Genomic DNA, 20,458 nt, shown 5'->3' on the forward strand with positions numbered 1-20,458 from the left:
CAAGGCGGAGCGGCTTTCAGGCCGGTTCCGCCGAATCCGACGCGACGCCGCGCTTCGCGGTCCACATCGGCATCACCTGACAGACAATCAATCCCGCGAGCATCAGCGCGCAGCCGAGCAGCGCGCGCGAAGCGAGCGTTTCGCCGAGCACGAGCCAGCCCGCGAGCGCGGCGAACACGCCTTCCATGCTGAAGATCACGGCGGCGTGAGCGGGCGCGGCGTCTTTCTGCGCGACGACCTGGATCGTGTACGCCACGCCGACGGACAGCGCGCCGCCGTAGAGGATGGTCGGTGCAGCGCGAACGATGTCGGCGATGCGCAGCGGATCGACGACAAGCCCGATGGCGAGACTCACGACGCCGCAAACGACGAACTGCACCAGCGCAAGCGCCAACGGATCATGGCGGCGGGCGAAGCGGCTGACGAGCACGACCTGCGCGGAAATCACGATCGATCCCGCCAGTTGCAGCCAGTCGCCGTACTGAACGGAAAAATGCTCATCGACACTGAGAAAGTACATGCCGAGCGCGGCCAGCATCGCGCCGAGCCACACGCCGACGCCCGTCTGATGGCGCAGCGCGACGCCCATCAGCGGCACGATCACGACATACAGCGAACTGATGAAGCCGGCGTTGGCGACCTTTGTGTATTGCAGGCCAATCTGCTGGCACGAAATCGATCCGGCGACGAGCAGGCCCAGCAGCGCGCCGTCGCGCCACAGCGCGCGGTTGCTGGCCGCCGGAACGGACTGCAAGGCCGACACGGCCCCCCCGGCGGCGCCGCGCGAGCGACCACACGATCAGTACAACGAATGCGCCGAGCAGAAAGCGCAACCCGGTGAAGAGAAACGGTCCGATTGCATCGAGGCTCAGGCGTTGCGCAACGAAGGCGCTGCCCCAGATCATCGCGGCGACGAGCATCAGCAGGTTCGCTCGCAGGTGTTGGCGGGTGGTGGTTTTCAAGGGAGAAGTCCTGGCGGCGCGGATCGCTTCGCGCGGCGCGCGCACGCGCCTTGGCTCAGACGAAACGATCGGTCAATCTGATCGACGGCGGCAGCGATTCCGGTAGCGTTTGCAGATCGATGGCCGCCCGATCAGGCAGCCGACATGATACCTGCTGCGCTGTCGGCGAAGCGTCGACGCGCTGAAAGCATCGAGTAAGAAAGCTGTGTCCCGGAAAATACATATCTGGCTTTACCGGATGACAAACCGCCTACGCTGCGTGATACTCCCCGCGGGGAGCCGCAAGGCGCTGTGGGCCGGCAGGCTTCGCCAACATGCTGTTTCAATTCAACATTTGACTTAAAGTCGTCAGGTTTGGGGATAACACATATGAAGAAGATCATCGCCTCGCTCGTCACCGCCTCGCTCGCGCTGGTGTCCGTTCAAGCTTTCGCACAGGCATCCGACGCAGCGGCGGCATCCGCTGCGAAGCCGAAGCACACGCACAAGCAACTGAAGACGCACGGCAAGCGCGCCGGCGTGTCGTCGGCTGCATCGGCAGCGGGCACGAACGACAAGGGCACGCAGAACTAAGCGCCTGTTTGTCGCGCCGGCCGCTTTGTGCGATGCCGGCGCAGCAACAAGAAAGGCCGAAGCGGATGCTTCGGCCTTTTGCATTTGGGCGCTGGTTATCAGCTTGCATGCAGCTTGCAATCAGACTCGCGCGGGATCGATACGCGCCGTTGCGTATCGGGCGCGCGCTCAGACGCCCGCTGCCAGCCCATTGACGAGCAGCTCGGCGATCAACCCGTTCATGCCTTCGGGATGCGCCGCGGCGCGCTCCTTCAACTGATCGACGAGCGTTTCGGGCAATTTGCACGCAAACGGCACGAGCCCCTTGGCCTGATCGAGCTTGCGCTGCTCGCGCCTGTCGAGCTGCGCGTGCTGCGACGACGCCTTGCCGAAGCGGTCGGCGGCAACGGACTGCTTCATCTGGTTGCCGAGTTTCAGCGCCTTGTTCTTTTCAAGGTCGAATTTCTTCATTGCCATGCGTGAAAGGCCTCTAACGATAAGCGATCCAGCATTGTACGCATCGCGCGACGGCGGCCGGTCGCGGCAGCCTCGATCCGCGTCGTGCAGGAGCCCGCGCTTACTTCGCGGGCGCCGGCGCGCCCGTCACGCTGTCCATGAGCGCGCGCATGCGCCGCCAGTGCGAGCCTTCCCAAAACACGCGCCCGCACACGTCGCACGTGACGAACTGCGAATGCCGCTCGAGCACGCCTGCGGGCGCGCGGCCGATGGCTTCGTCTTTTGGAATGCGCCGCAGCGGCGCGTTGCACGTGAGGCACAGGCGAAACGGCCGCGCGCTGTGCGCCAGATCGAGCCGGTCGAATATTTCGCGCAACTGCGCTTGTGGCTTCAGCGCGCGCACGTAGCAACCGTGCGTGATCGTTCGGCGCTTGAGCAACTCGCGATCGCGCGTGAGGACGATGCGGTCCTGGCCCGAGGCGATCTGCTCGATATGCGAATCGGCGTAATGGTTGTCGTACAGGGTATCGAAGCCGGCTAGCCGCAGCAGTTGCGCAAGCCCGCCGAGATGCGCATCGGCGACGAAGCGCACGACGCGCAGCGGCCGCTCGCGCACGCGCAGCAGCGGCTGGATGTCGAGCGCCTCGAACTTCGGATAGACGGCCACGCGGTCGCCTTCGCACAACTGATGCTCGAAGCGCACGGACTCGCCATTGACGAGAATCAGCTCGACTTCCGTATGCGGCACGCCCAGCGCCTCGATCATGTGCTTGGCCGTGGCGGCGCGCGCGCACTCGCAACTGAACGACTGACGGCGCAGGGGCCGCGCGAGGAAGTCGTTCAGTTCTTCGTAGAAGCGGAAAGTCGCGGTGACCATGACATCGAGTATCGCACCGGGCCGCACGCGCTGCCGATGGGCAATTACCTGCACGGCGCGCCCGACTATGCTCTACTTCGTGTTCTTGTACAGGAGCTATTGATGGACATCGGTTTTATCGGTCTCGGCGAAATGGGCGCCGCGATGGTCGCAAACATGTTGAAAGCCGGACATACGGTGCGTGTATGGAACCGCTCGGCAGACAAGGCGCAGCCGCTCGCCGGGCTGGGCGCGCAGGTGGTCGCGACGCCCGCCGAGGCTTTCACGGGCGACGCCGTCTTTTCGATGCTCGCCGACGACATCGCGCTGCGCGAGGTGATCACCGCGCCGTTGCTCGAGCACGCGCCGCGCGGGCTGATTCACGTGAACATGGCGACCGTCTCCGTCACGCTCGCCGAAGAACTGGCGACGGCGCACGCCGGACGCGGCCTGCATTACGTCGCGGCGCCCGTGATGGGCCGCCCGGACGTCGCGGCGGCCGCGAAGCTGACGATCGTCGCTGCAGGCCCCGCCGAGGCGATCGACCGCGTGCAGCCGGTGTTCGACGCGATCGGCCAGAAGACGTGGCGCATCGGCTCGCTGCCGCAGCAGGCGAACGTCGTGAAGCTGGCGGCGAATTTCATGCTGGCGTCGGCGGTGGAGTCGCTTGGCGAGGCGTCGGCGCTGCTCGGCGGTCATGGCGTCGCGATGCAGGATTTTCTCGACGTCATCACGAACAGCGTGTTCCCCGGCCCGGTCTATCAGGGCTACGGCAAGATGATCGCGGAACAGCGCTACGAACCGGCGCTCTTCAAGGCGCGCCTCGGCCTGAAGGACGTGCGCCTCGCACTGGCGGCAGCCGACTCCGTGTCGACGCCGATGCCCGTGGCGAGCGCCGTACGCGACAGCCTGATCGAAGCCGTCGCGCATGGCAACGGCGACAAGGACTTCGCGGTGCTGGGTCAGGTGGCCGCGCGTCGCGCGGGCCGTTGACGCAGCGCCCGCCGTCGGCGCATGCGCGGCTGGCGTCGCGCGAAGGCGGACGGCTTGTCGCTTGTTGGTCGTTGTCGCTTCTTTTCGCTTGTTGCTGTGATTCGCGCCTGCCGCCGTTGGGCGGCGGCGCGGGCCGTTTTCCTTTCATCGAGCAAACGCACCATGAGTCTGCACACCTGGGGGCTGTACGTCGCGACGATTTTCGTCGTCTGCGCGATTCCCGGCCCGAACATGCTGTTGATGATGACGCACGGCGCCCGCTACGGCATGCGCCCCACGACGGCCACGATGGCCGGCTGCCTGATGTCGCTGATGCTGATGCTGGCCGTGTCCGTCGCTGGTCTCGGCGTGCTTCTGAAGGCCTGGCCGACGACGTTCGACGCGCTGCGGCTGATCGGCGCGGCCTATCTGATCTGGCTCGGCGTGAAGGCATGGCGCGCGCCCGCGAGCGAAGTCGCGGCGGCGCAAGTCGACGCTTCGGCCGATGCCGCCGGCAAGCGCATCCCGGCGCGCGGCGCGCTCTTGCGCAACGGCTTTCTGGTGGGCAGCAGCAATCCGAAGGCGATTCTGTTTTCGGCTGCCTTGCTGCCGCAGTTCATCGACGCCTCGCAGCCGACTCTGCCGCAATTCGCCGTGCTCGTCGCGACCACGGCCGTCATGGAAGTCAGCTGGTACGCCGTCTACGCGGGCTGCGGCACGCGGATCGGTGCGAAGCTGAGGAGCAGCAGCGTCGCGAAGGCCTTCAACCGGCTGACGGGCGGCGTGTTCGTCGGCTTCGGCGCAATCATGGGGCTGATGCGGCACTGATTCCGTTCGCCCGACGCGCTCATGATGCGAAGCACAAAAAAGCTTCCAAATGGTATTTGTGCGACGATTTGTCCACCTTCTACGGCCTAGAAGTCGTCCTCTAAGTAGGTTTGTTGCATCGCAGCAGTGGGTTTGCTATAGTTCGTCTTGTCTCCTCCATGTCTCCTCTGATATGGATTCAGCCCGCCAACTCGGCGGGCTTTTTTTTTGCCCTGAATCTTGCTCCACGTTCGCGCATTCGTACGCAGACCTGCACGACACCGCGATGAACGTGATGAATGTGATGAACGTGATGATGGGGCGGCCGTCAGTCCAGCCTTCGTCACCTCGCCGACGTCGTACTGGAAGTACTGGAAGATCGATGTCGCGGCTAGATAAGCGCGAAAAAAAGCCGGCGTTTGAATGCCGGCTTTTCGATGCAAGGACGGCGTGCCGTCCGGAGCGATACGTCAGTGTTTCAGGCCCGCGGCCTCGTCTGCGCCGATGGCGAGATTCATGCACTGGATCGCCGCGCCCGATGCGCCTTTGCCGAGGTTGTCGAGGCGCGCAACGGTCACGAAACGCTCTTCGTTGCCGAACACGAACAGGTCCACGCGGTTCGTGTCGTTGTTCGCCTGGACGTCGAAGAAGCCGTTGTCGAGGTTGTCCTCGGCGTTGAACGGGGCGACGCGCACGAACTGCTCGCCGCGGTAGTACTCGGCGAACAGCGCCTGCACGTCCTGCGGCGTGGCCGGCTTGGCCAGTTGGCCAGGCGTGAAGTAGGTCGTGACGGCGAGGCCCTTGAAGAAGTTGCCGACGATCGGCGTGAAGATGGGCGCGTTCGCGAGGCCCGTGTGCGCGGCCATTTCGGGCAGATGCTTGTGCGCGAGGCCGAGTGCATAGGGGCGCGGGCTGTCGAGCCTGGCGTTGCCGCCCGCTTCGTAGTCCGCGATCATTTTCTTGCCGCCGCCGCTGTAGCCGGTGATCGAATAGCTGTGCGCGGCGAAGTCTTTCGACACGACGCCTGCTTCGACGAGCGGGCGCATGGCCAGCACGAACGCCGACGCGTGGCAGCCCGGCACGGCAATGCGCTTCGCGCTGCGCAGACGCTCGCGTTGCGCGCGCGCCAGTTCGGGCAGGCCGTACGCCCAGTCGGCGCTGGTGCGAAACGCGGTGCTCGCGTCGATCAGCACCGTGCGCTCGTTCTCGACAAGCGAGGCCGATTCGCGCGACGCGACATCGGGCAGACACAGAAACGTGACGTCGGAAGCATTGATGAGACGACGGCGCTCGTCGAGATCCTTGCGCTTGGCTTCTTCGATGCGGAGGATTTCAACGTCGGCGCGCTGCGACAGGTATTCGAAAATCTTCAGGCCGGTCGTGCCTTCCTGTCCGTCGACAAAAACTTTCGTGCTCATCTCGATCTCGCTTGCTGATTAAACGGCGGGAAAACGGGGCGCCTGGCTGCGCCGGAACGCTATTTTAAGACCGTAGGCCGGCGCGTGCGCACATTCGCCCCAAAAACACGTTGCGCCGCAACAGTGGCATCGGCGTGACAGCGGGCGCGGCTCGAGCAGGCGGGCTTATGGGGGGAGCAGCGCCAGGCCCCAAGGCACTAAACTCCTACGTCGGCTGCCCTGCCTTCCAGCGCGCCGTCACGGCGGCGATCCGCGCGCCGAACACTTTTGCCGTGTCGAGATCGCCGGGCAGGGGGGCTTCGTCGGGCGTGGCGTCGGCGGGCGACTGCGACAGCAACCCCGCATATCCGCCGACATAATTCAGGTCGTTGCGCGTCGCGGCTTTCGTGTTGGCGGGCATTATTCCCAAGCCCGCCCAGATCATGCCGTGCTGCATCGCGAGCGTGATGAAGTACTGGATCGTCGAGAATTTGTCGCCGTTCATCGTCGCGGAGTTGGTGAAGCCGGCCGCCACCTTGTCCTTCCACTTTTGGCCGACCCACGGCTTCGAGCTGGCGTCGGCGAATTTCTTGAAGTCGGCGGACGGCCCGCCCATGTAGGTCGGCGCACCGAAAATCAGCGCATCGGCCGTATCCAGCTCTGCCCAGCCCGCGTCGTCCAGTTCGCCGACGGCGATCAGCCTGGCATCGGCGCCGCCATCGAGGGTGCCCGCGAGCACGGCTTCCGCCAGCTTCTTCGTGTGGCCGTAACCGCTGTGATACACGATGATGATTTTCGACATGAACAGCTCCGTCGTTGCAGGGAATTATCGAACTGCGCGTGAGGCGATGTCAGGCTGCCTTCATTCTGTCATCTGGCGCAGGTTCTTTCAGGCGCGGCGAAAGGTCCGCCGAGTCGCGGCGCGCAGGCGCACGCGAGGCTATCGGCCGTATGTGACGGTCATGCGGGCGTAGCCGAGCGTCGCCGTGCTGATCTCGTGGTCGAACATCAGCGACGGTCGTCCTTGCGCGAGCCTCAGGTTCGGTGTATTCAACGCGTACACGGTGATGACATAGCGATGTGGCTTGCCCGCAGGCGGACAAGGCCCGCCATACCCGTCGATATCGAAATCGTCGCGGGCTTCGACGGCGCCGAGTTTCTTAAGAAAGCCGGAGGCGCTCGCGTTTTCCGGCAGGCGATCGACGTTGGCGGGAATGCCGGCGACGGCCCAGTGCCACCAGCCGCGCCCCGGCGCATCGGGATCGAACATCGTGACAGCGAAGCTGCGCGTGCCGTCCGGCGGATTGTGCCAGCTGAGTTGCGGCGAGCGGTTGAGGCCTTTGCAATCGTAGCGGTCGAGCAACTGGGCATTGTCGACGGCGGCGCCCGGGCGAAAACTCGCGCTTGTCACGGTGAACGCGGTGTCGGCGAAGACGCTCGACGCGTAAAACGCGAACGCGACGGCGACGAGCGAGGCAGCGCGCATAGGCACACGAGACAGAAACACCAGGAACGAACGGGACGAAGCAGGCGCAACGACGGGACAACGCAAGCGCATGTGCCGAATCTCCTGTCAGGCTCGTAAAGAATTGTTCTTACGAGAGATTATTGTCCTTTTTTGTGTCCAAGCGGCGAATCGAATCTAACATTACATCTTTTACAGCCATTTGTGCTCGATGAGCGGCCAGTGACGCGTGAAATCGGCTATAGTCGCTGCAGTCGTCGCGGTTGTACACAAGCAGACAAGTCCTATAAATTTAGAACTAAGAACGGTTGCATGACTGAAGTTTCGGAGCGCGGATTGTCAGAAGAAGGAAGGACCATGCAGGATCCCATCAGGGTCGTGGTCGCCGATGATCATCCAGTCATTCTTTTTGGTGCCGAACAGGCGTTGCTCAAATTTCAGGGCATCCGTGTGGTCGCGCGCGCGAAGCAGTCCACCGACCTGGTGAAGATACTGCAGACCACGCCCTGCGACGTACTCGTCACGGATCTCGCGATGCCCGGCGGGCAATACGGCGACGGTCTGCCGCTGATCGGTTATCTGCGTCGGAATTTTCCCGACTTGCCTATCGTTGTCCTGACGATGCTCGAAAACGCCGCATTGTTGAAGCGCTTGAACGAGCTTGGCGTGATTTCGGTCGTGAACAAATCGGACGATCTAAGCCACATCGGTCTCGCCGTGCAGCACGTCAGCCGTCATCTCGAATACATGAGTCCGTCGGTGAAGGCATCGCTCGATACCTTGCGGATGAACGCGGGCGGTAAGAGCGATGAGGTGATCCTGTCGAAACGCGAGCTGGAAGTCGTGCGGCTCTTTGTTTCGGGCATGACGATCAAGGAAATTTCCGAACAGCTGAATCGCAGCATCAAGACCATCAGCACGCAGAAGAACACAGCGATGCGCAAACTCGGACTTGAACGGGACTCCGAACTTTTTCAGTATGCGCAAAGCAATGGCTTGCTGAATCTATCGTCGTATGCGCCGGGTGAAGCTGACTCGAACGGATGATCGTCGGAAACGTCCTGGGGTGTCCTTGAGAACGCCTTCAGCGACTTTCAGAATCTGCGGTTTTTGAAATAGAAATAACAAGGCCGCCTGTCCAGACGACAGGCGGCCTTGTTCGTTACGTGCCTGGCGATGCATGGCGCATGAGTCGCCGCCCGCCGACACAAAAAGGCTTATTGCGGCGCAGCCGTCGCGCCACCGTGCGCCGCCGACCACTCGGCGGGTGCGTGCAGGAATTTTTCGACTTCATCGAGCGTCTTCGTGTCGAAGTAGCCCTTCTCCTTCGCGATGCGCAGCACGTCCCACCACGTAGCGAGCGCGTGCAGGTCGACGTCGATATCCTTCAGCACCGACACGCTTTCCTTGAAGATGTTGTAATGGAACAGCACGAAGCAGTGGTTCACCTGCGCGCCCGCCGTGCGCAGCGCGTTGATGAAGTTGATCTTGCTGCGGCTGTCGGTGGTCAGGTCTTCGACCAGCAGCACGCGCTGGCCTTCCGTCAGCAGACCTTCGATCTGCGCGTTACGGCCGAAACCCTTCGGCTTCTTGCGCACGTATTGCATCGGCACCATCAGGCGGTCGGACAGCCACGCTGCGAACGGGATGCCCGCCGTTTCGCCACCGGCGACAGCGTCGATCTGCTCGTAGCCGACGTCGCGCAGGATCGTCGCTTCGGCCATTTCCATCAGGCCGCGGCGCACGCGCGGATACGAGATCAGCTTGCGGCAGTCGATGTACACCGGGCTCGCCCAGCCGGAAGTGAAGATGTACGGTTTTTCCGCGTTGAAATGCACTGCCTGGACTTCCAGCAGCATTTTGGCGGTCGTGTCGGAGATCGTCTGGCGATCGAAGCCTGTCATGGGCGAATCCTTGGTGATGAGCGGGAGGGCGGGCGCGCGGCCCGATGGCGCAGCAAGCGTGACATTTCGCGCCCTGGTGGGCGAAACATGCCGGACGAGTTGAAAACCGGCCGGTTTGCTGCGCGCGTAGCCCAATATTTTACCCGATTCGGACTGTTCTTAGGGCCGAGGCGCCCAAAGCCAGTACCCGCGACGACAGGTTGTGCATTGCGCCTATGCATTTTGGCCAGGTTGTGACGCTTATCGGCGGCCTTTACACTCTCGCGAAATTTCCACGGAGAGCCGGATTGCCGCTTTCCATCCATGTCCGCACCGAACTCGCCGCCCATGAACACCGTTTCCTCCTCGAACCCCGCTGCGCAACACGCCCGTCCCGGCTACGGCGCGCGGGCGCTGCTCGCGTCGGTGCTCGGCTATGCGATGGACGGCTTCGACCTGCTGATTCTCGGCTTCATGCTGCCCGCCATCGCCGCCGACCTGCACCTTACGTCGACGCAAGCCGGCTCGCTGGTGACGTGGACGCTGGTCGGCGCGGTTGCGGGCGGGCTGATCTTCGGCGTGTTGAGCGACTATTTCGGACGCGTGCGGATGCTGACGTGGACGATCCTGATTTTTGCGATATTCACGGGCCTGTGCGCGCTGGCTCAAGGCTACGGCGATCTGCTCATTTACCGGACGATCGCGGGTGTCGGCCTGGGCGGCGAGTTTGGCATCGGCATGGCGCTGGTTGCGGAGGCGTGGCCGGCGGCGCGGCGGGCGCGCGTGTCGTCGTATGTCGGGCTGGGCTGGCAGCTGGGCGTACTGGCGGCGGCGCTGCTCACGCCGCTGCTGCTGCCCGTCATCGGCTGGCGCGGCATGTTCGCGATCGGGCTGCTGCCTGCCGTGGTGTCTTTTCTCGTGCGGCGGCGCGTGGAGGAACCCGCGCTTTTCACCGAGCGCGTCGCGCGCGGCATGCACAAACCGCCGCTGAAACTGCTCGTCGCCGACGCGCGGACCACGCGCGCGAGCCTCGGCGTCGTGATCCTGTGCTCGGTGCAGAACTTCGGCTACTACGGCCTGATGATCTGGCTGCCCACGTACCTGTCCAAGACCTTCGGCTACTCGCTGACGCGCTCCGGACTGTGGACGGCCGTGACCGTGCTCGGCATGGCCGTCGGCATCTGGCTGTTCGGCGTCGCGGCTGACCGCTTCGGACGCAAGCCCGCGTTTCTGTTCTACCAGGCGGGCGCCGTCGTGATGGTGTTCGTCTATGCGCAACTGACCACGCCGTTTGCGCTGTTGATCGGCGGCGCGGTGATGGGCGTGTTCGTCAACGGGATGATCGGCGGCTATGGTGCGCTGATTTCCGAGCTTTATCCGACCGACGCCCGCGCTAGCGCGCAAAACGTGTTGTTCAACCTCGGCCGTGCAGTCGGCGGGTTCGGGCCCGTCGCCGTCGGCGCGCTGGCCGCGCGGTTTTCGTTCGCGGCGGCGCTCGGCGTGCTCGCATCCATCTATCTGCTCGACATCGTCGCCACGCTTTTTCTGATTCCGGAACGCCGCGGCGCAGCGCTCGAATAACCCCTTGCCGCCAGATGCCGGCGGTCAAGACGGAAGCGTTTTCATGCCGCGCTGCAGCAGGCGCCGGCACGGTTTCGTCTTATCCAACTGGTACAAAACCGCCCCGAACCGTCTCTTCCGGGGTGTACACTGATCGACCCGAAAAAGCTCAGCGCCACCTGCTTTCCGCTGAGGTTTGACGCCGCGCCCAACCGGCGCACGCGAGAATCGCCACCGTCGATCTACCGTCGACAATGGCCAGCGCAGCACGTGGTATTTGAGCCGGGCCCAATTATTAACGTCTCGCAGGTTAGAAAATGGACGAACAACTGAAGCAAAGCGCTCTCGCATATCACCAGAATCCCAGGCCCGGCAAGATCTCGGTTACGCCGACCAAGCCGCTTTCGAACCAGCTGGACCTGTCGCTCGCGTATTCGCCGGGCGTCGCAGCCGCGTGCATGGCCATTTACGACGAACCGCTCGACGCGCAGAAGTACACGTCGCGCGGCAACCTGGTCGGCGTGATCACGAATGGCACGGCCGTGCTGGGCCTCGGCAACATCGGGCCGCTCGCTGCGAAGCCGGTGATGGAGGGCAAGGGCTGCCTGTTCAAGAAGTTCGCCGGCATCGACGTGTTCGATATCGAACTAAGCGAGTCCGATCCCGACAAGCTTGTCGAAGCGATCGCGATGCTGGAGCCGACGCTCGGCGGCATCAACCTCGAAGACATCAAGGCGCCCGAATGCTTCTACATCGAGAAGAAGCTGCGCGAGCGCATGAAGATTCCCGTTTTCCACGACGATCAGCACGGCACGGCCATCATTGCGTCGGCGGCGATTCTCAACGGCCTGAAAGTGGTCGGCAAGAAGCTGGAAGACATCAAGCTGGTTTGCTCGGGCGCGGGCGCGGCGGCAATTGCGTGTCTGGATCTGCTCGTGCACCTGGGCCTGAAGAAATCGAACACGCTGGTGGTCGACTCGAAGGGCGTCATCTACGAAGGGCGCGGCAATCTGGATGCGTCGAAAGAGCGCTATCAGGCAAGCACCGATGCGCGCACGCTCGGCGACGCGATGCACGGCTGCGACGTGTTCCTCGGCTGTTCGAGCGCAGGCGTGCTGAAGCCGGAAATGGTCGTGACGATGGCCGACAAGCCGCTGATCCTCGCGCTCGCGAACCCGGAACCGGAAATCCGTCCGGAAGAAGCGAAGAAGGTGCGCCCGGACGCGATCATCGCGACGGGACGTTCGGACTATCCGAACCAGGTCAACAACGTGCTGTGCTTCCCGTTCATCTTCCGCGGCGCGCTCGATGTCGGCGCGACCACGATCACGGAAGAAATGAAGCTCGCGTGCGTGCGCGCGATTGCCGAACTCGCGGAAGAAACCGATCAGGGCGATGAAGTCGCGAAGGCGTACGAAGGCCATTCGCTCGAATTCGGTCCGGACTACCTGATTCCGAAGCCATTCGATCCGCGCCTGATCATCAAGATCGCGCCCGCCGTCGCGCAAGCCGCGATGGATTCGGGCGTCGCGACGCGACCGATTCAGGACATGGACGCGTATCGCGAGCAACTCGGCGCGACGGTCTACCGCACGGGCATGGTCATGCGCCCGGTGTTCGCGGCGGCCAAGGCGCAACCGGCGCGCATCGTGTTCGCGGAAGGCGAAGACGAGCGCGTGCTGCGCGCCGCGCAATTCGTGCTGCTGGAAAAGATCGCCAAACCGATTCTGGTGGGCCGTCCGAGCGTGATCGAAATGCGCCTGAAGAAGATGGGCTCGAAGCTCAAGTGCGGCGAGGATTTCGAGATCGTCAATCCCGAAGACGATCCGCGCTATCAGAAGAGCTGGCAGGCGTATCACGAAATCGGTGCACGTTCCGGTGTGACGCCGGAAGTGGCGAAAGCCGCGATGCGCAAGTTCAACACGCTGATCGGCGCGATTCTCGTGCATCTCGGCGACGCCGACGGCATGATCTGCGGCCTGATCGACACGTATCACGAGCATCTGAAGTTCGTCGAGCAGGTGCTGGGCAAGGCGGAGCACGTCGACAACTACGCGGCGATGAATCTGCTGATGCTGCCGGGCCGCAACCTGTTCATCAGTGACACGTACGTGAACGAAGTGCCGACGGCCGAGCAACTCGCCGACATGACGATTCTCGCCGCGAGCGAGATCGAGAAATTCGGCATCGTGCCGAAGGTCGCGCTGCTGTCGAACTCGAACTTCGGCAGCGTGCCGTCGTCGTCGTCCGCGCGCATGGCCGCTGCACGCAAGCTGATCGCCGAGCGGGCGCCGCACCTCGAAGTGGACGGCGAAATGCACGGCGACGCGGCGCTGTCGGAAGCGGTCCGCAAGGCCGCGTTCCCCGGCACGACGCTGACGGGCGAAGCGAACCTGCTGATCATGCCGAACGTCGAAGCGGCGAACATCACGTACAACCTGCTGAAGATGATCGGCGGCGAAGGCGTGACGGTCGGTCCGTTCCTGCTTGGCGCGGCCAAGCCAGTGCACATCCTGACGCCGGCCGCGACCGTGCGCCGGATCATCAACATGACGGCTGTCGCTTCGGCGAACGCCAACGTGGAGCGCAATGCCGCGAAGTAACGCGCCGTCGTCGCTGATGCAATAAAAAAGGGCACCGCGAGGTGCCCTTTTCGCTACTGCTGCATGAACCGCTGCAAGCCTCAGGCGACGTGCCGCTCGACACTGCCCGCCGGCGCGCGCCACTTCTCGAGCAGCGACGCCCACTTCGCGCGCACGCCCTTCAGGTTGTTGTCCTTCACGTGACCGTAGCCGCGAATGCCGTCCGGCAGGCTCGCGAGTTCGACGGCCAGCGCGCGCTTCTCGACCGTCAAACCGCCGATCAGTTCGCGCACCAGCGCCTCATACTCTCCGATCAGCGCGCGTTCCGTCCGACGCTCTTCCGTCTTGCCGAACACGTCGAGCGCCGTGCCGCGCAGGAACTTCATCTTCGCGAGCACGTGCATTGCATTGAGCATCCACGGGCCATACTGTTTCTTCACGAGGTGACCGTGCGCGTCCTTCTTCGACGTCGCGGGTGGCGCAAGATGGAATTTGAGCTTCCAGTCGCCTTCGAAATTCGCCTTTAGCTTCTCGACGAACGCCGGGTCCGAGTAGAGACGCGCCACTTCGTACTCGTCCTTGTACGCCATCAGCTTGTGCAGATTCTTCGCGACGGCTTCCGTCAGCGGCATTTGCGCGTCCACGGCTTCGAGCTTTGTTTCGGCGGCGCGCACTTCGTCGACCAGCTTGCGATAGCGCGTCGCGTACGCGTCGTTCTGATACGCAGTGAGATATTGCGCGCGCTTGTCGATCAGCGAATCGAGCGCCTTCGGCGTGTGCAGCGAAATGATCTTGCTGGCTGCGGCGTTCGCTGTGTTGCCGTCGTCGAGCCGGTCTTGCATGTTCGCGAGCTTGCGCACCGCGGACAGATCGTGCGCCGCGCGACGGCCCCATTCGAATGCCGCCAGATTCTTTTCCACCTGCACGGCGTTTAACTCGATCGCGCGCGTCAGCGACTCGTGCGTGAGCGGCAGCCAGCCCTTTTGCCACGCATAGCCAAGCACGAACGGATTCGTGTAGATCGCATCGCCGAGCAGCGCCACGGCAAAGTGATTCGCATCGACGGCCGACACGTGGTCGTCGCCGGCTGCCGCGCGCACGTCGGCATCCGCGCTCGCGCCGGGGAAGCGCCAGTTCGGGTTCTTGATGAACTCGGCCGTCGGCGTCGGCGCGCTGTTCAGCACGACGTGCGTGCGGCCGTTCTGCATCCGCGACACGCACTCGTCGCTCGCCGTCACGATCGAATCGCAGCCGATCACGAGGCTTGCTTCGCCCATCGCGATGCGTGTCGCATGGATGTCGGCGGGCTGGTTCGCGATCTGCACGTGGCTCAATACCGCGCCGCCTTTTTGCGCGAGACCCGTCACGTCGAGCACGGTGACGCCCTTGCTTTCCAGGTGCGCGGCCATGCCGAGCAGCGCGCCGATCGTCACGACCCCCGTGCCGCCGACGCCCGTCACCAGCACGCCGTACGGACGGGCGATGGCGGGAATGTCCGGATCGGGCACGCCCGGCATCGCCTCGCTCGCGACGCCCGACGCCTTCGGCTTGCGCAGCTGACCGCCTTCCACCGTGACGAAACTCGGGCAGAAGCCCTTCAGGCACGAGTAGTCCTTGTTGCAGGTCGACTGGTTGATCTGCCGCTTCGTGCCGAACTCGGTTTCGAGCGGCTCGACGGAAAGGCAGTTCGACTGCACGGAGCAATCGCCGCAGCCTTCGCACACCGCCTCGTTGATCACGACGCGCTTCGCCGGATCGGGATACGCGCCGCGTTTGCGGCGGCGCCGCTTCTCGGTCGCGCAGGTCTGGTCGTAAATCAGGATCGTCGTGCCTTCGATGTCGCGCAGCACGCGTTGCACGTCGTCGAGTTCGTCCCGATGATGAATGTCGATGCCAGGCGCCAAGCCGACGTTGCCGTTGTACTTGTCGGGCTCGTCGGTGACGATGACGATTTTCTTCGCGCCTTCTGCCGCGAGCTGATGTGTGATTTGCGGCACGGTCAGCACGCCGTCGACGGGCTGGCCGCCCGTCATCGCGACGGCGTCGTTGTACAGAATCTTGTACGTGATGTTCGCTTTCGACGCGATCGCCGCGCGAATCGCCAGCAGTCCGGAGTGGAAGTACGTGCCGTCGCCGAGATTGGCGAACACGTGCTTGTCGTTGGTGAACGGCGCCTGGCCGACCCACGCCACGCCTTCGCCGCCCATCTGGCTGAACGTGCTCGTGCTGCGGTCCATCCACACGGTCATGTAGTGGCAGCCGATGCCCGCCATCGCGCGCGAGCCTTCCGGCACGTTGGTCGACGTGTTGTGCGGGCAGCCCGAGCAGAACCACGGCTTGCGCTCGATCGCGACTTTCGGGCGCGCGAGCGCTTTTTCCTTCGCGTCGATCACGGCGATGCGCGCGGCAATGCGGGCGCGCACGTCGGACGGCAGGTCGAACTTGTCGAGACGCGTAGCGATCGCCTTCGCGATGATGGCGGGCGACAGTTCGTAGTGCGCGGGCAGCAGCCAGTTGCCCATCGGCACCGACCATTCGCCGCCTGCGCCATCTTTTTCATCGAACTTGCCGAACACGCGCGGACGCTGCGCATCGGGCCAGTTGTACAGCTCTTCCTTGATCGCGTATTCGAGAATCTGACGCTTTTCTTCGACCACCAGAATCTCTTCGAGCCCGCGCGCGAACGCCTGCGCGCCTTGCGCTTCGAGCGGCCACACGCAGCCGACCTTGTACAGGCGAATGCCGATGCGCGAACAGGTTTCGTCGTCGAGACCGAGATCGGTGAGCGCCTGGCGCACATCCAGATACGCCTTGCCGCCCGTCATGATGCCGAAGCGCGCGTGCGGCGAATCGATCTCGATGCGATCGAGCTTGTTCGCGCGCACATAGGCGAGCCCGGCGTACCACTTGTAGTCGAGCAGACGCGCTTCCTGCACCAGCGGCGGATCGGGCCAGCGGATGTTCAGACCGCCTTCGGGCATCGCGAAGTCGTCGGGGAGAATGATGCGCGTGCGTTGCGGATCGATATCGACGGAAGCCGACGATTCGACCACGTCGGTCACGCACTTCATCGCGACCCACAGGCCGGAGTAGCGGCTCATCGCCCAGCCGTGCAGGCCGAAATCGAGATATTCCTGCACGTTCGACGGAAACAGCACAGGCAGGCCGCATGCCTTGAACAGATGTTCGGACTGGTGCGCGAGCGTCGACGATTTGGCAGCGTGATCGTCGCCGGCCAGCACGAGGACGCCGCCATGTCGCGACGAACCGGCCGAGTTGCCGTGCTTGAACACGTCGCCCGAGCGGTCGACGCCGGGGCCCTTGCCGTACCACATCGAGAACACGCCGTCGTATTTGGCGCTCGGATAGAGATTGACCTGCTGCGAACCCCACACGGCGGTGGCGGCGAGGTCTTCGTTGACGCCGGGCTGGAATACGACCTGGTGTGCGGCGAGGTGCTTCTTCGCCTTCCACAGCGACTGGTCGAGACCGCCGAGCGGCGATCCGCGATAGCCGGAGATGAATCCGGCTGTATTGAGCCCGGCGGCCTTGTCGCGCTCCTGCTGCAGCATCGGCAGGCGGACCAGCGCCTGGATGCCGCTCATGTACGCGCGGCCGCGTTCGAGCGTGTATTTGTCGTCTAGCGTGACGGAATTCAACGCGGCTTCGAGCGAGGCTCGCTGACCTGCGTCTAGCGGGGCATTCATTATGTGTACTCCTCCACCCAGTTTGGGATCGCCAAAACCTTCTCGGCCTCGGCATCTTGTGAATGCTCTGGCCGGGGTCGCCATATTGACGGCTTTTTTGCGATGGTAGCACTGGTAAAAACCCGTCGCCTATCGTTGAAAACACCACGATGCGGCAGCACGGCAGCCAAAAATGTCACGCGTGTGACGCCGCGCGCGCTTTATGATTCGCCCTGTTACGAGGTGTAAAAGCTTGAAACGGGGCGGATCGGCGCTTGAAATTGCGGTCTAAACTCCCCATCTGCACGAATCGCAACGTTCCGCATGCTGCGGAGCTTCGCTGTGCAGTCGAAAAAGGAGTACGCATGAACACGAAACACATCCAGACCTTCCTGATGGTCTCGGCAGCATTCTTCGCGATGAGCGCGCCTATGCGCCCGAACAGCGCCAATGCGCTCGCGAATGCCGTCACGCGCACGACTCAAGTGGCCGCGACTTCGGTCGCCGTGAACCAGCGGCGCTCGTCCGACGAATCGGAGCAGCAAGGCTGACCCTTCGACGGCGGTTCGATCGGGTGATCGTCCGCTGCACATGAATCCCCGAACCGGCGGACTGACTGAGACCGCGGGTTCTACTGTACGAAAAAGGCGAGGATCGTCAGATTCCTCGCCTTTTTCTTTGCTGGTCCTATCGCTTCAAGCACGCATCAGGTTTTGTCCTGCACAACTCCGCGACGAATCTGATCCAGTTCGATCGATTCAAACAGCGCCTTGAAGTTGCCCTCACCGAATCCCTGATTGCCCTTGCGCTGGATGATCTCGAAGAAGATCGGTCCGATCTGGTTCTCGGTGAAGATTTGCAGCAGCAGGTCTTCGCGCGCGCCGTCGATCAGGATTTTCCGCTTGCGCAGCTCTTCGAGCGGCTCGCCGTGGTTCTGCACGCGGCGGTCGACGAGTTCGTAATACGTGTCGATCGTGTCGAGCAGCGAAATGTTCGACGCGCGCAGGCCGTCCACCGTCTTGTAGATGTCGTCCGTGCCGAGCGCGATGTGCTGGATGCCTTCGCCGCGATACGCGTCGAGATATTCCTGGATTTGTCCTGCCGTTTCCGAGCCTTCTTCGTTGATCGGAATGCGGATCTTGCCGCACGGCGACGTCATCGCCTTCGACTTCACGCCCGTCACCTTGCCCTCGATATCGAAGTAGCGCACTTCGCGGAAGTTGAACAGGCGCTCGTAGAACTCGGCCCATTCCTGCATGCGCCCGCGATGGACGTTGTGCGTCAGGTGGTCGATATAGGTGAGGCCGTGGCCGACGGGGTTCGGATCGGCGCCCGGAATCGGCTCGAAATCGACGTCGTAGATGCCGATGTCGCCGATGCTGTTCGGCGTCGCGCCGTTCTTGCCGCGCCAGCGGTCGACGAAATAGATCAGCGAATCGCCGATGCCCTTGATGGCGGGGATGTTCAGCTCCATCGGGCCCGTTTTGTTGTCGAAGCCCCATGCGCCGAGTTCGAGCGCGCGCTTGTACGCTTTGGCGGCGTCCTGCACCCGAAACGCGATCGCGCAGATCGACGGGCCGTGCAGACGCGCGAAGCGCTGCGCGAACGAATCCGGCTCAGCATTGACGATGAAGTTGATCGCACCCTGCCGGTACAGCGTCACGTCCTTGTGGCGATGCTTCGCGACGGCCGTGAAGCCCATGCGCTCGAACAGCTTGCCGAGCGCGACGGGATCGGGCGCGGTGTATTCGATGAACTCGAAGCCGTCGGTGCCGACGGGATTCTCCCAAGTGGGAACCTTCATGTTGTGTCTCCTGATCCGGCGCGCTCGCGCGATTTGATGAAGAACAGTGTAGTTGCCGATCCGAGAAGAAATCTTGCGAAATTAAGCGGGGGATTCTACCCTTGAGCTATTTTCTCGCGCGCGAAAGGAATTAAACGGCAGAACATGGCTCAAATCGAGATAGACGCAATCGACAGGCGCATTCTGGCCATTCTCCAGGAGAACGGGCGGCTGTCGAACCAGGAAATCGCTGAACGGGTCAACCTGTCGCCGAGCCCGTGCTTGCGGCGCATCCGGCGGCTGGAGGAAATCGGCGTGATTCGCGGCTACGTTGCGCTGCTCGATGCGCAGTTGCTCGGGCTCGACCTGCTCGCCTACGTGAACGTGCGGCTCGAAAAGCGCGGCGGCCCGGTGCTCAGCGCGCGCGCCGACGGCACGCCTGGGCGCGCGGGCGCGACGCATTCGGAGTTGTTCCGCGTGGCAGTGCAGGGATGGCCGGAGGTGGTTGCGTGCCACGCGATGACGGGCGACATGGACTACCTGCTGCGCGTTCAGGTGCGCGACATGGCGCATTTTTCGCGCTTCGTGCAGGACCAGTTGCTACGGCATCCGTCGGTGATCGACGTGAAGTCGAGCTTTTCGCTGGAGAAGTTCAAGGAGACGACGGCGCTGCCGTTGTGAAGAGACCGCACCAAGCCGGAGCGCGTCCAAACAAAAACGGCGGCTCGCTGACGAGCCGCTCTTCTGGCGGATGCGGTGACGCGCTGCGCTTACGCGGCGATCGCGGTCGGAATGAACGATTCGATTATTTTCGACGTGCTGCGCGCCTGGCGTTTGAGCACGTAGTCGAACACGGCCGCCTGTTCCTGCAGCATCTCGGAGATGATGCTGTTCTGGTCGGCGGGCGCGAGCGTCAGATAGGCGTCGGCTTCGCCGTACGCGTACTCGATCTTCATGCCGGCCTTTTTCGCGATGTGCATCATCGTGGTATTGCGCGACAGGCAGTGAATGTACAGCGTCGTGACGTGCGTGTTACGGCTGCGAATGGCCGCGCGTTCGAAGAGCTTCGTGCCGATGCCTTGGCCGCGCACGCTCTCCGAGACCGATACCCCGAACTCCGCCGTGCGCGCATCGCCTTCTGCGGGCAGGTAAGCCAGATGGCCGACGCCTACCAGCTTGAGCTGACGGTCGAACACGCCGAACACGGTGTCGCGGTTGAAATCCAGCGTGCGGACGTAGTTTTCGATGACGTGATCCGGCGTGACCTGACCAAAACGCAGCAGGCGGTCGTCATCGTCGAGTTCGACGAAGTGCGTGAGCAGGCGCTCGCGGTCTTTTTCGCCAAGTTCGCGCACCAGAACAGGCGCGTGGCCGGCGACATGCAACAACCGATCGACAGCGATCGGCTCGACGGCGCGGACAGTTTGCATGTTCATGATGGGTTCTCCTATAGCTAGCGGCATGACGCGCCGCAAAAGGCATTCTAATGGAAAACCC

The 20,458-nt window shown here is 63.2% G+C and carries 17 protein-coding genes and 1 pseudogene; 8 read left to right on the forward strand and 10 right to left on the reverse strand.

The genetic code is table 11. The features are described from left to right. Positions 1–16 precede the first annotated feature (16 nt). Positions 17–962, reverse strand: a pseudogene (locus tag H3V53_RS17075) (DMT family transporter). 369 nt (positions 963–1,331) lie between these two features. On the opposite strand from H3V53_RS17075, the gene H3V53_RS17080 reads away from it, so the two are divergent. Beyond that, on the forward strand, positions 1,332–1,535 hold the full coding sequence (locus H3V53_RS17080) for a hypothetical protein (protein WP_054918441.1): 204 nt from the start codon (positions 1,332–1,334) through the stop codon (positions 1,533–1,535). Between the two features lie 168 nt (positions 1,536–1,703). Here H3V53_RS17080 and H3V53_RS17085 read toward each other — a convergent pair whose 3' ends face one another. Further along, the gene (locus H3V53_RS17085) at positions 1,704–1,991 is read right to left on the reverse strand and encodes a hypothetical protein (protein WP_336598951.1); all 288 of its coding nucleotides are present in this window, start codon (positions 1,989–1,991) and stop codon (positions 1,704–1,706) included. A 100-nt stretch (positions 1,992–2,091) separates the two neighbouring features. Beyond that, a complete protein-coding gene (locus H3V53_RS17090) occupies positions 2,092–2,847 on the reverse strand; it encodes a Mut7-C RNAse domain-containing protein (protein WP_336598952.1) in 756 nt (251 codons plus the stop codon). A 102-nt stretch (positions 2,848–2,949) separates the two neighbouring features. Here H3V53_RS17090 and H3V53_RS17095 point away from each other — a divergent pair, with 102 nt between their 5' ends. Together H3V53_RS17095 and H3V53_RS17100 are read left to right on the forward strand one after the other, a co-directional pair. Then, on the forward strand, positions 2,950–3,819 hold the full coding sequence (locus H3V53_RS17095; protein ID WP_336598953.1) for an NAD(P)-dependent oxidoreductase: 870 nt from the start codon (positions 2,950–2,952) through the stop codon (positions 3,817–3,819). A gap of 162 nt (positions 3,820–3,981) precedes the next feature. After that, entirely contained in the window at positions 3,982–4,626 is a 645-nt protein-coding gene (locus tag H3V53_RS17100; protein WP_336598954.1) for a LysE family translocator, read from the forward strand. A gap of 449 nt (positions 4,627–5,075) precedes the next feature. Here H3V53_RS17100 and argC read toward each other — a convergent pair whose 3' ends face one another. The 3 genes from argC to H3V53_RS17115 all read right to left on the reverse strand — a co-directional run bounded on the left by argC (position 5,076) and on the right by H3V53_RS17115 (position 7,560). Continuing rightward, on the reverse strand, positions 5,076–6,023 hold the full coding sequence (gene argC / locus H3V53_RS17105) for an N-acetyl-gamma-glutamyl-phosphate reductase (RefSeq protein WP_336598955.1): 948 nt from the start codon (positions 6,021–6,023) through the stop codon (positions 5,076–5,078). Positions 6,024–6,228: 205 nt separating this feature from the next. Next, positions 6,229–6,804, reverse strand: coding sequence for a flavodoxin family protein (locus H3V53_RS17110; protein WP_336598956.1), 576 nt, complete (start codon positions 6,802–6,804; stop codon positions 6,229–6,231). Positions 6,805–6,942: 138 nt separating this feature from the next. Next, the gene (locus tag H3V53_RS17115; protein WP_336598957.1) at positions 6,943–7,560 is read right to left on the reverse strand and encodes a YbhB/YbcL family Raf kinase inhibitor-like protein; all 618 of its coding nucleotides are present in this window, start codon (positions 7,558–7,560) and stop codon (positions 6,943–6,945) included. 264 nt (positions 7,561–7,824) lie between these two features. On the opposite strand from H3V53_RS17115, the gene H3V53_RS17120 reads away from it, so the two are divergent. After that, positions 7,825–8,514 (forward strand): response regulator, encoded by a 690-nt coding sequence (locus H3V53_RS17120; RefSeq protein WP_054918451.1) that lies wholly within the window; start codon positions 7,825–7,827, stop codon positions 8,512–8,514. A gap of 170 nt (positions 8,515–8,684) precedes the next feature. Here H3V53_RS17120 and H3V53_RS17125 read toward each other — a convergent pair whose 3' ends face one another. Beyond that, positions 8,685–9,371, reverse strand: coding sequence for an orotate phosphoribosyltransferase (locus tag H3V53_RS17125; protein WP_054918453.1), 687 nt, complete (start codon positions 9,369–9,371; stop codon positions 8,685–8,687). 327 nt (positions 9,372–9,698) lie between these two features. Between H3V53_RS17125 and H3V53_RS17130 the strand changes: the two genes are divergently transcribed. Both H3V53_RS17130 and H3V53_RS17135 read left to right on the forward strand, forming a co-directional pair. Continuing rightward, positions 9,699–10,931: an MFS transporter gene (locus H3V53_RS17130; RefSeq protein ID WP_336598958.1), complete on the forward strand. Its 1,233-nt coding sequence runs from the start codon at positions 9,699–9,701 to the stop codon at positions 10,929–10,931. Positions 10,932–11,227: 296 nt separating this feature from the next. After that, positions 11,228–13,513 (forward strand): NADP-dependent malic enzyme, encoded by a 2,286-nt coding sequence (locus H3V53_RS17135; RefSeq protein WP_336598959.1) that lies wholly within the window; start codon positions 11,228–11,230, stop codon positions 13,511–13,513. An 80-nt stretch (positions 13,514–13,593) separates the two neighbouring features. Here the strand turns inward: H3V53_RS17135 and H3V53_RS17140 are convergent, their stop codons facing one another. Then, a complete protein-coding gene (locus H3V53_RS17140) occupies positions 13,594–17,199 on the reverse strand; it encodes an indolepyruvate ferredoxin oxidoreductase family protein (RefSeq protein WP_336598960.1) in 3,606 nt (1,201 codons plus the stop codon). Between the two features lie 344 nt (positions 17,200–17,543). On the opposite strand from H3V53_RS17140, the gene H3V53_RS17145 reads away from it, so the two are divergent. Then, positions 17,544–17,729: a hypothetical protein gene (locus H3V53_RS17145; protein WP_054918462.1), complete on the forward strand. Its 186-nt coding sequence runs from the start codon at positions 17,544–17,546 to the stop codon at positions 17,727–17,729. Positions 17,730–17,884: 155 nt separating this feature from the next. Here H3V53_RS17145 and hppD read toward each other — a convergent pair whose 3' ends face one another. Then, positions 17,885–18,982, reverse strand: a complete 1,098-nt coding sequence (hppD, locus tag H3V53_RS17150; protein ID WP_054918463.1) for a 4-hydroxyphenylpyruvate dioxygenase — start codon at positions 18,980–18,982, stop codon at positions 17,885–17,887. A 144-nt stretch (positions 18,983–19,126) separates the two neighbouring features. Between hppD and H3V53_RS17155 the strand changes: the two genes are divergently transcribed. Continuing rightward, positions 19,127–19,642 (forward strand): Lrp/AsnC family transcriptional regulator, encoded by a 516-nt coding sequence (locus H3V53_RS17155; protein WP_336598961.1) that lies wholly within the window; start codon positions 19,127–19,129, stop codon positions 19,640–19,642. An 89-nt stretch (positions 19,643–19,731) separates the two neighbouring features. Here H3V53_RS17155 and H3V53_RS17160 read toward each other — a convergent pair whose 3' ends face one another. After that, complete coding sequence (locus tag H3V53_RS17160; RefSeq protein WP_336598962.1) at positions 19,732–20,397, reverse strand: GNAT family N-acetyltransferase; 666 nt, start codon at positions 20,395–20,397, stop codon at positions 19,732–19,734. Positions 20,398–20,458 lie beyond the last annotated feature (61 nt).

Source organism: Paraburkholderia bengalensis (assembly GCF_037126505.1).
Classification (GTDB): Bacteria; Pseudomonadota; Gammaproteobacteria; order Burkholderiales; family Burkholderiaceae; genus Paraburkholderia; species Paraburkholderia bengalensis.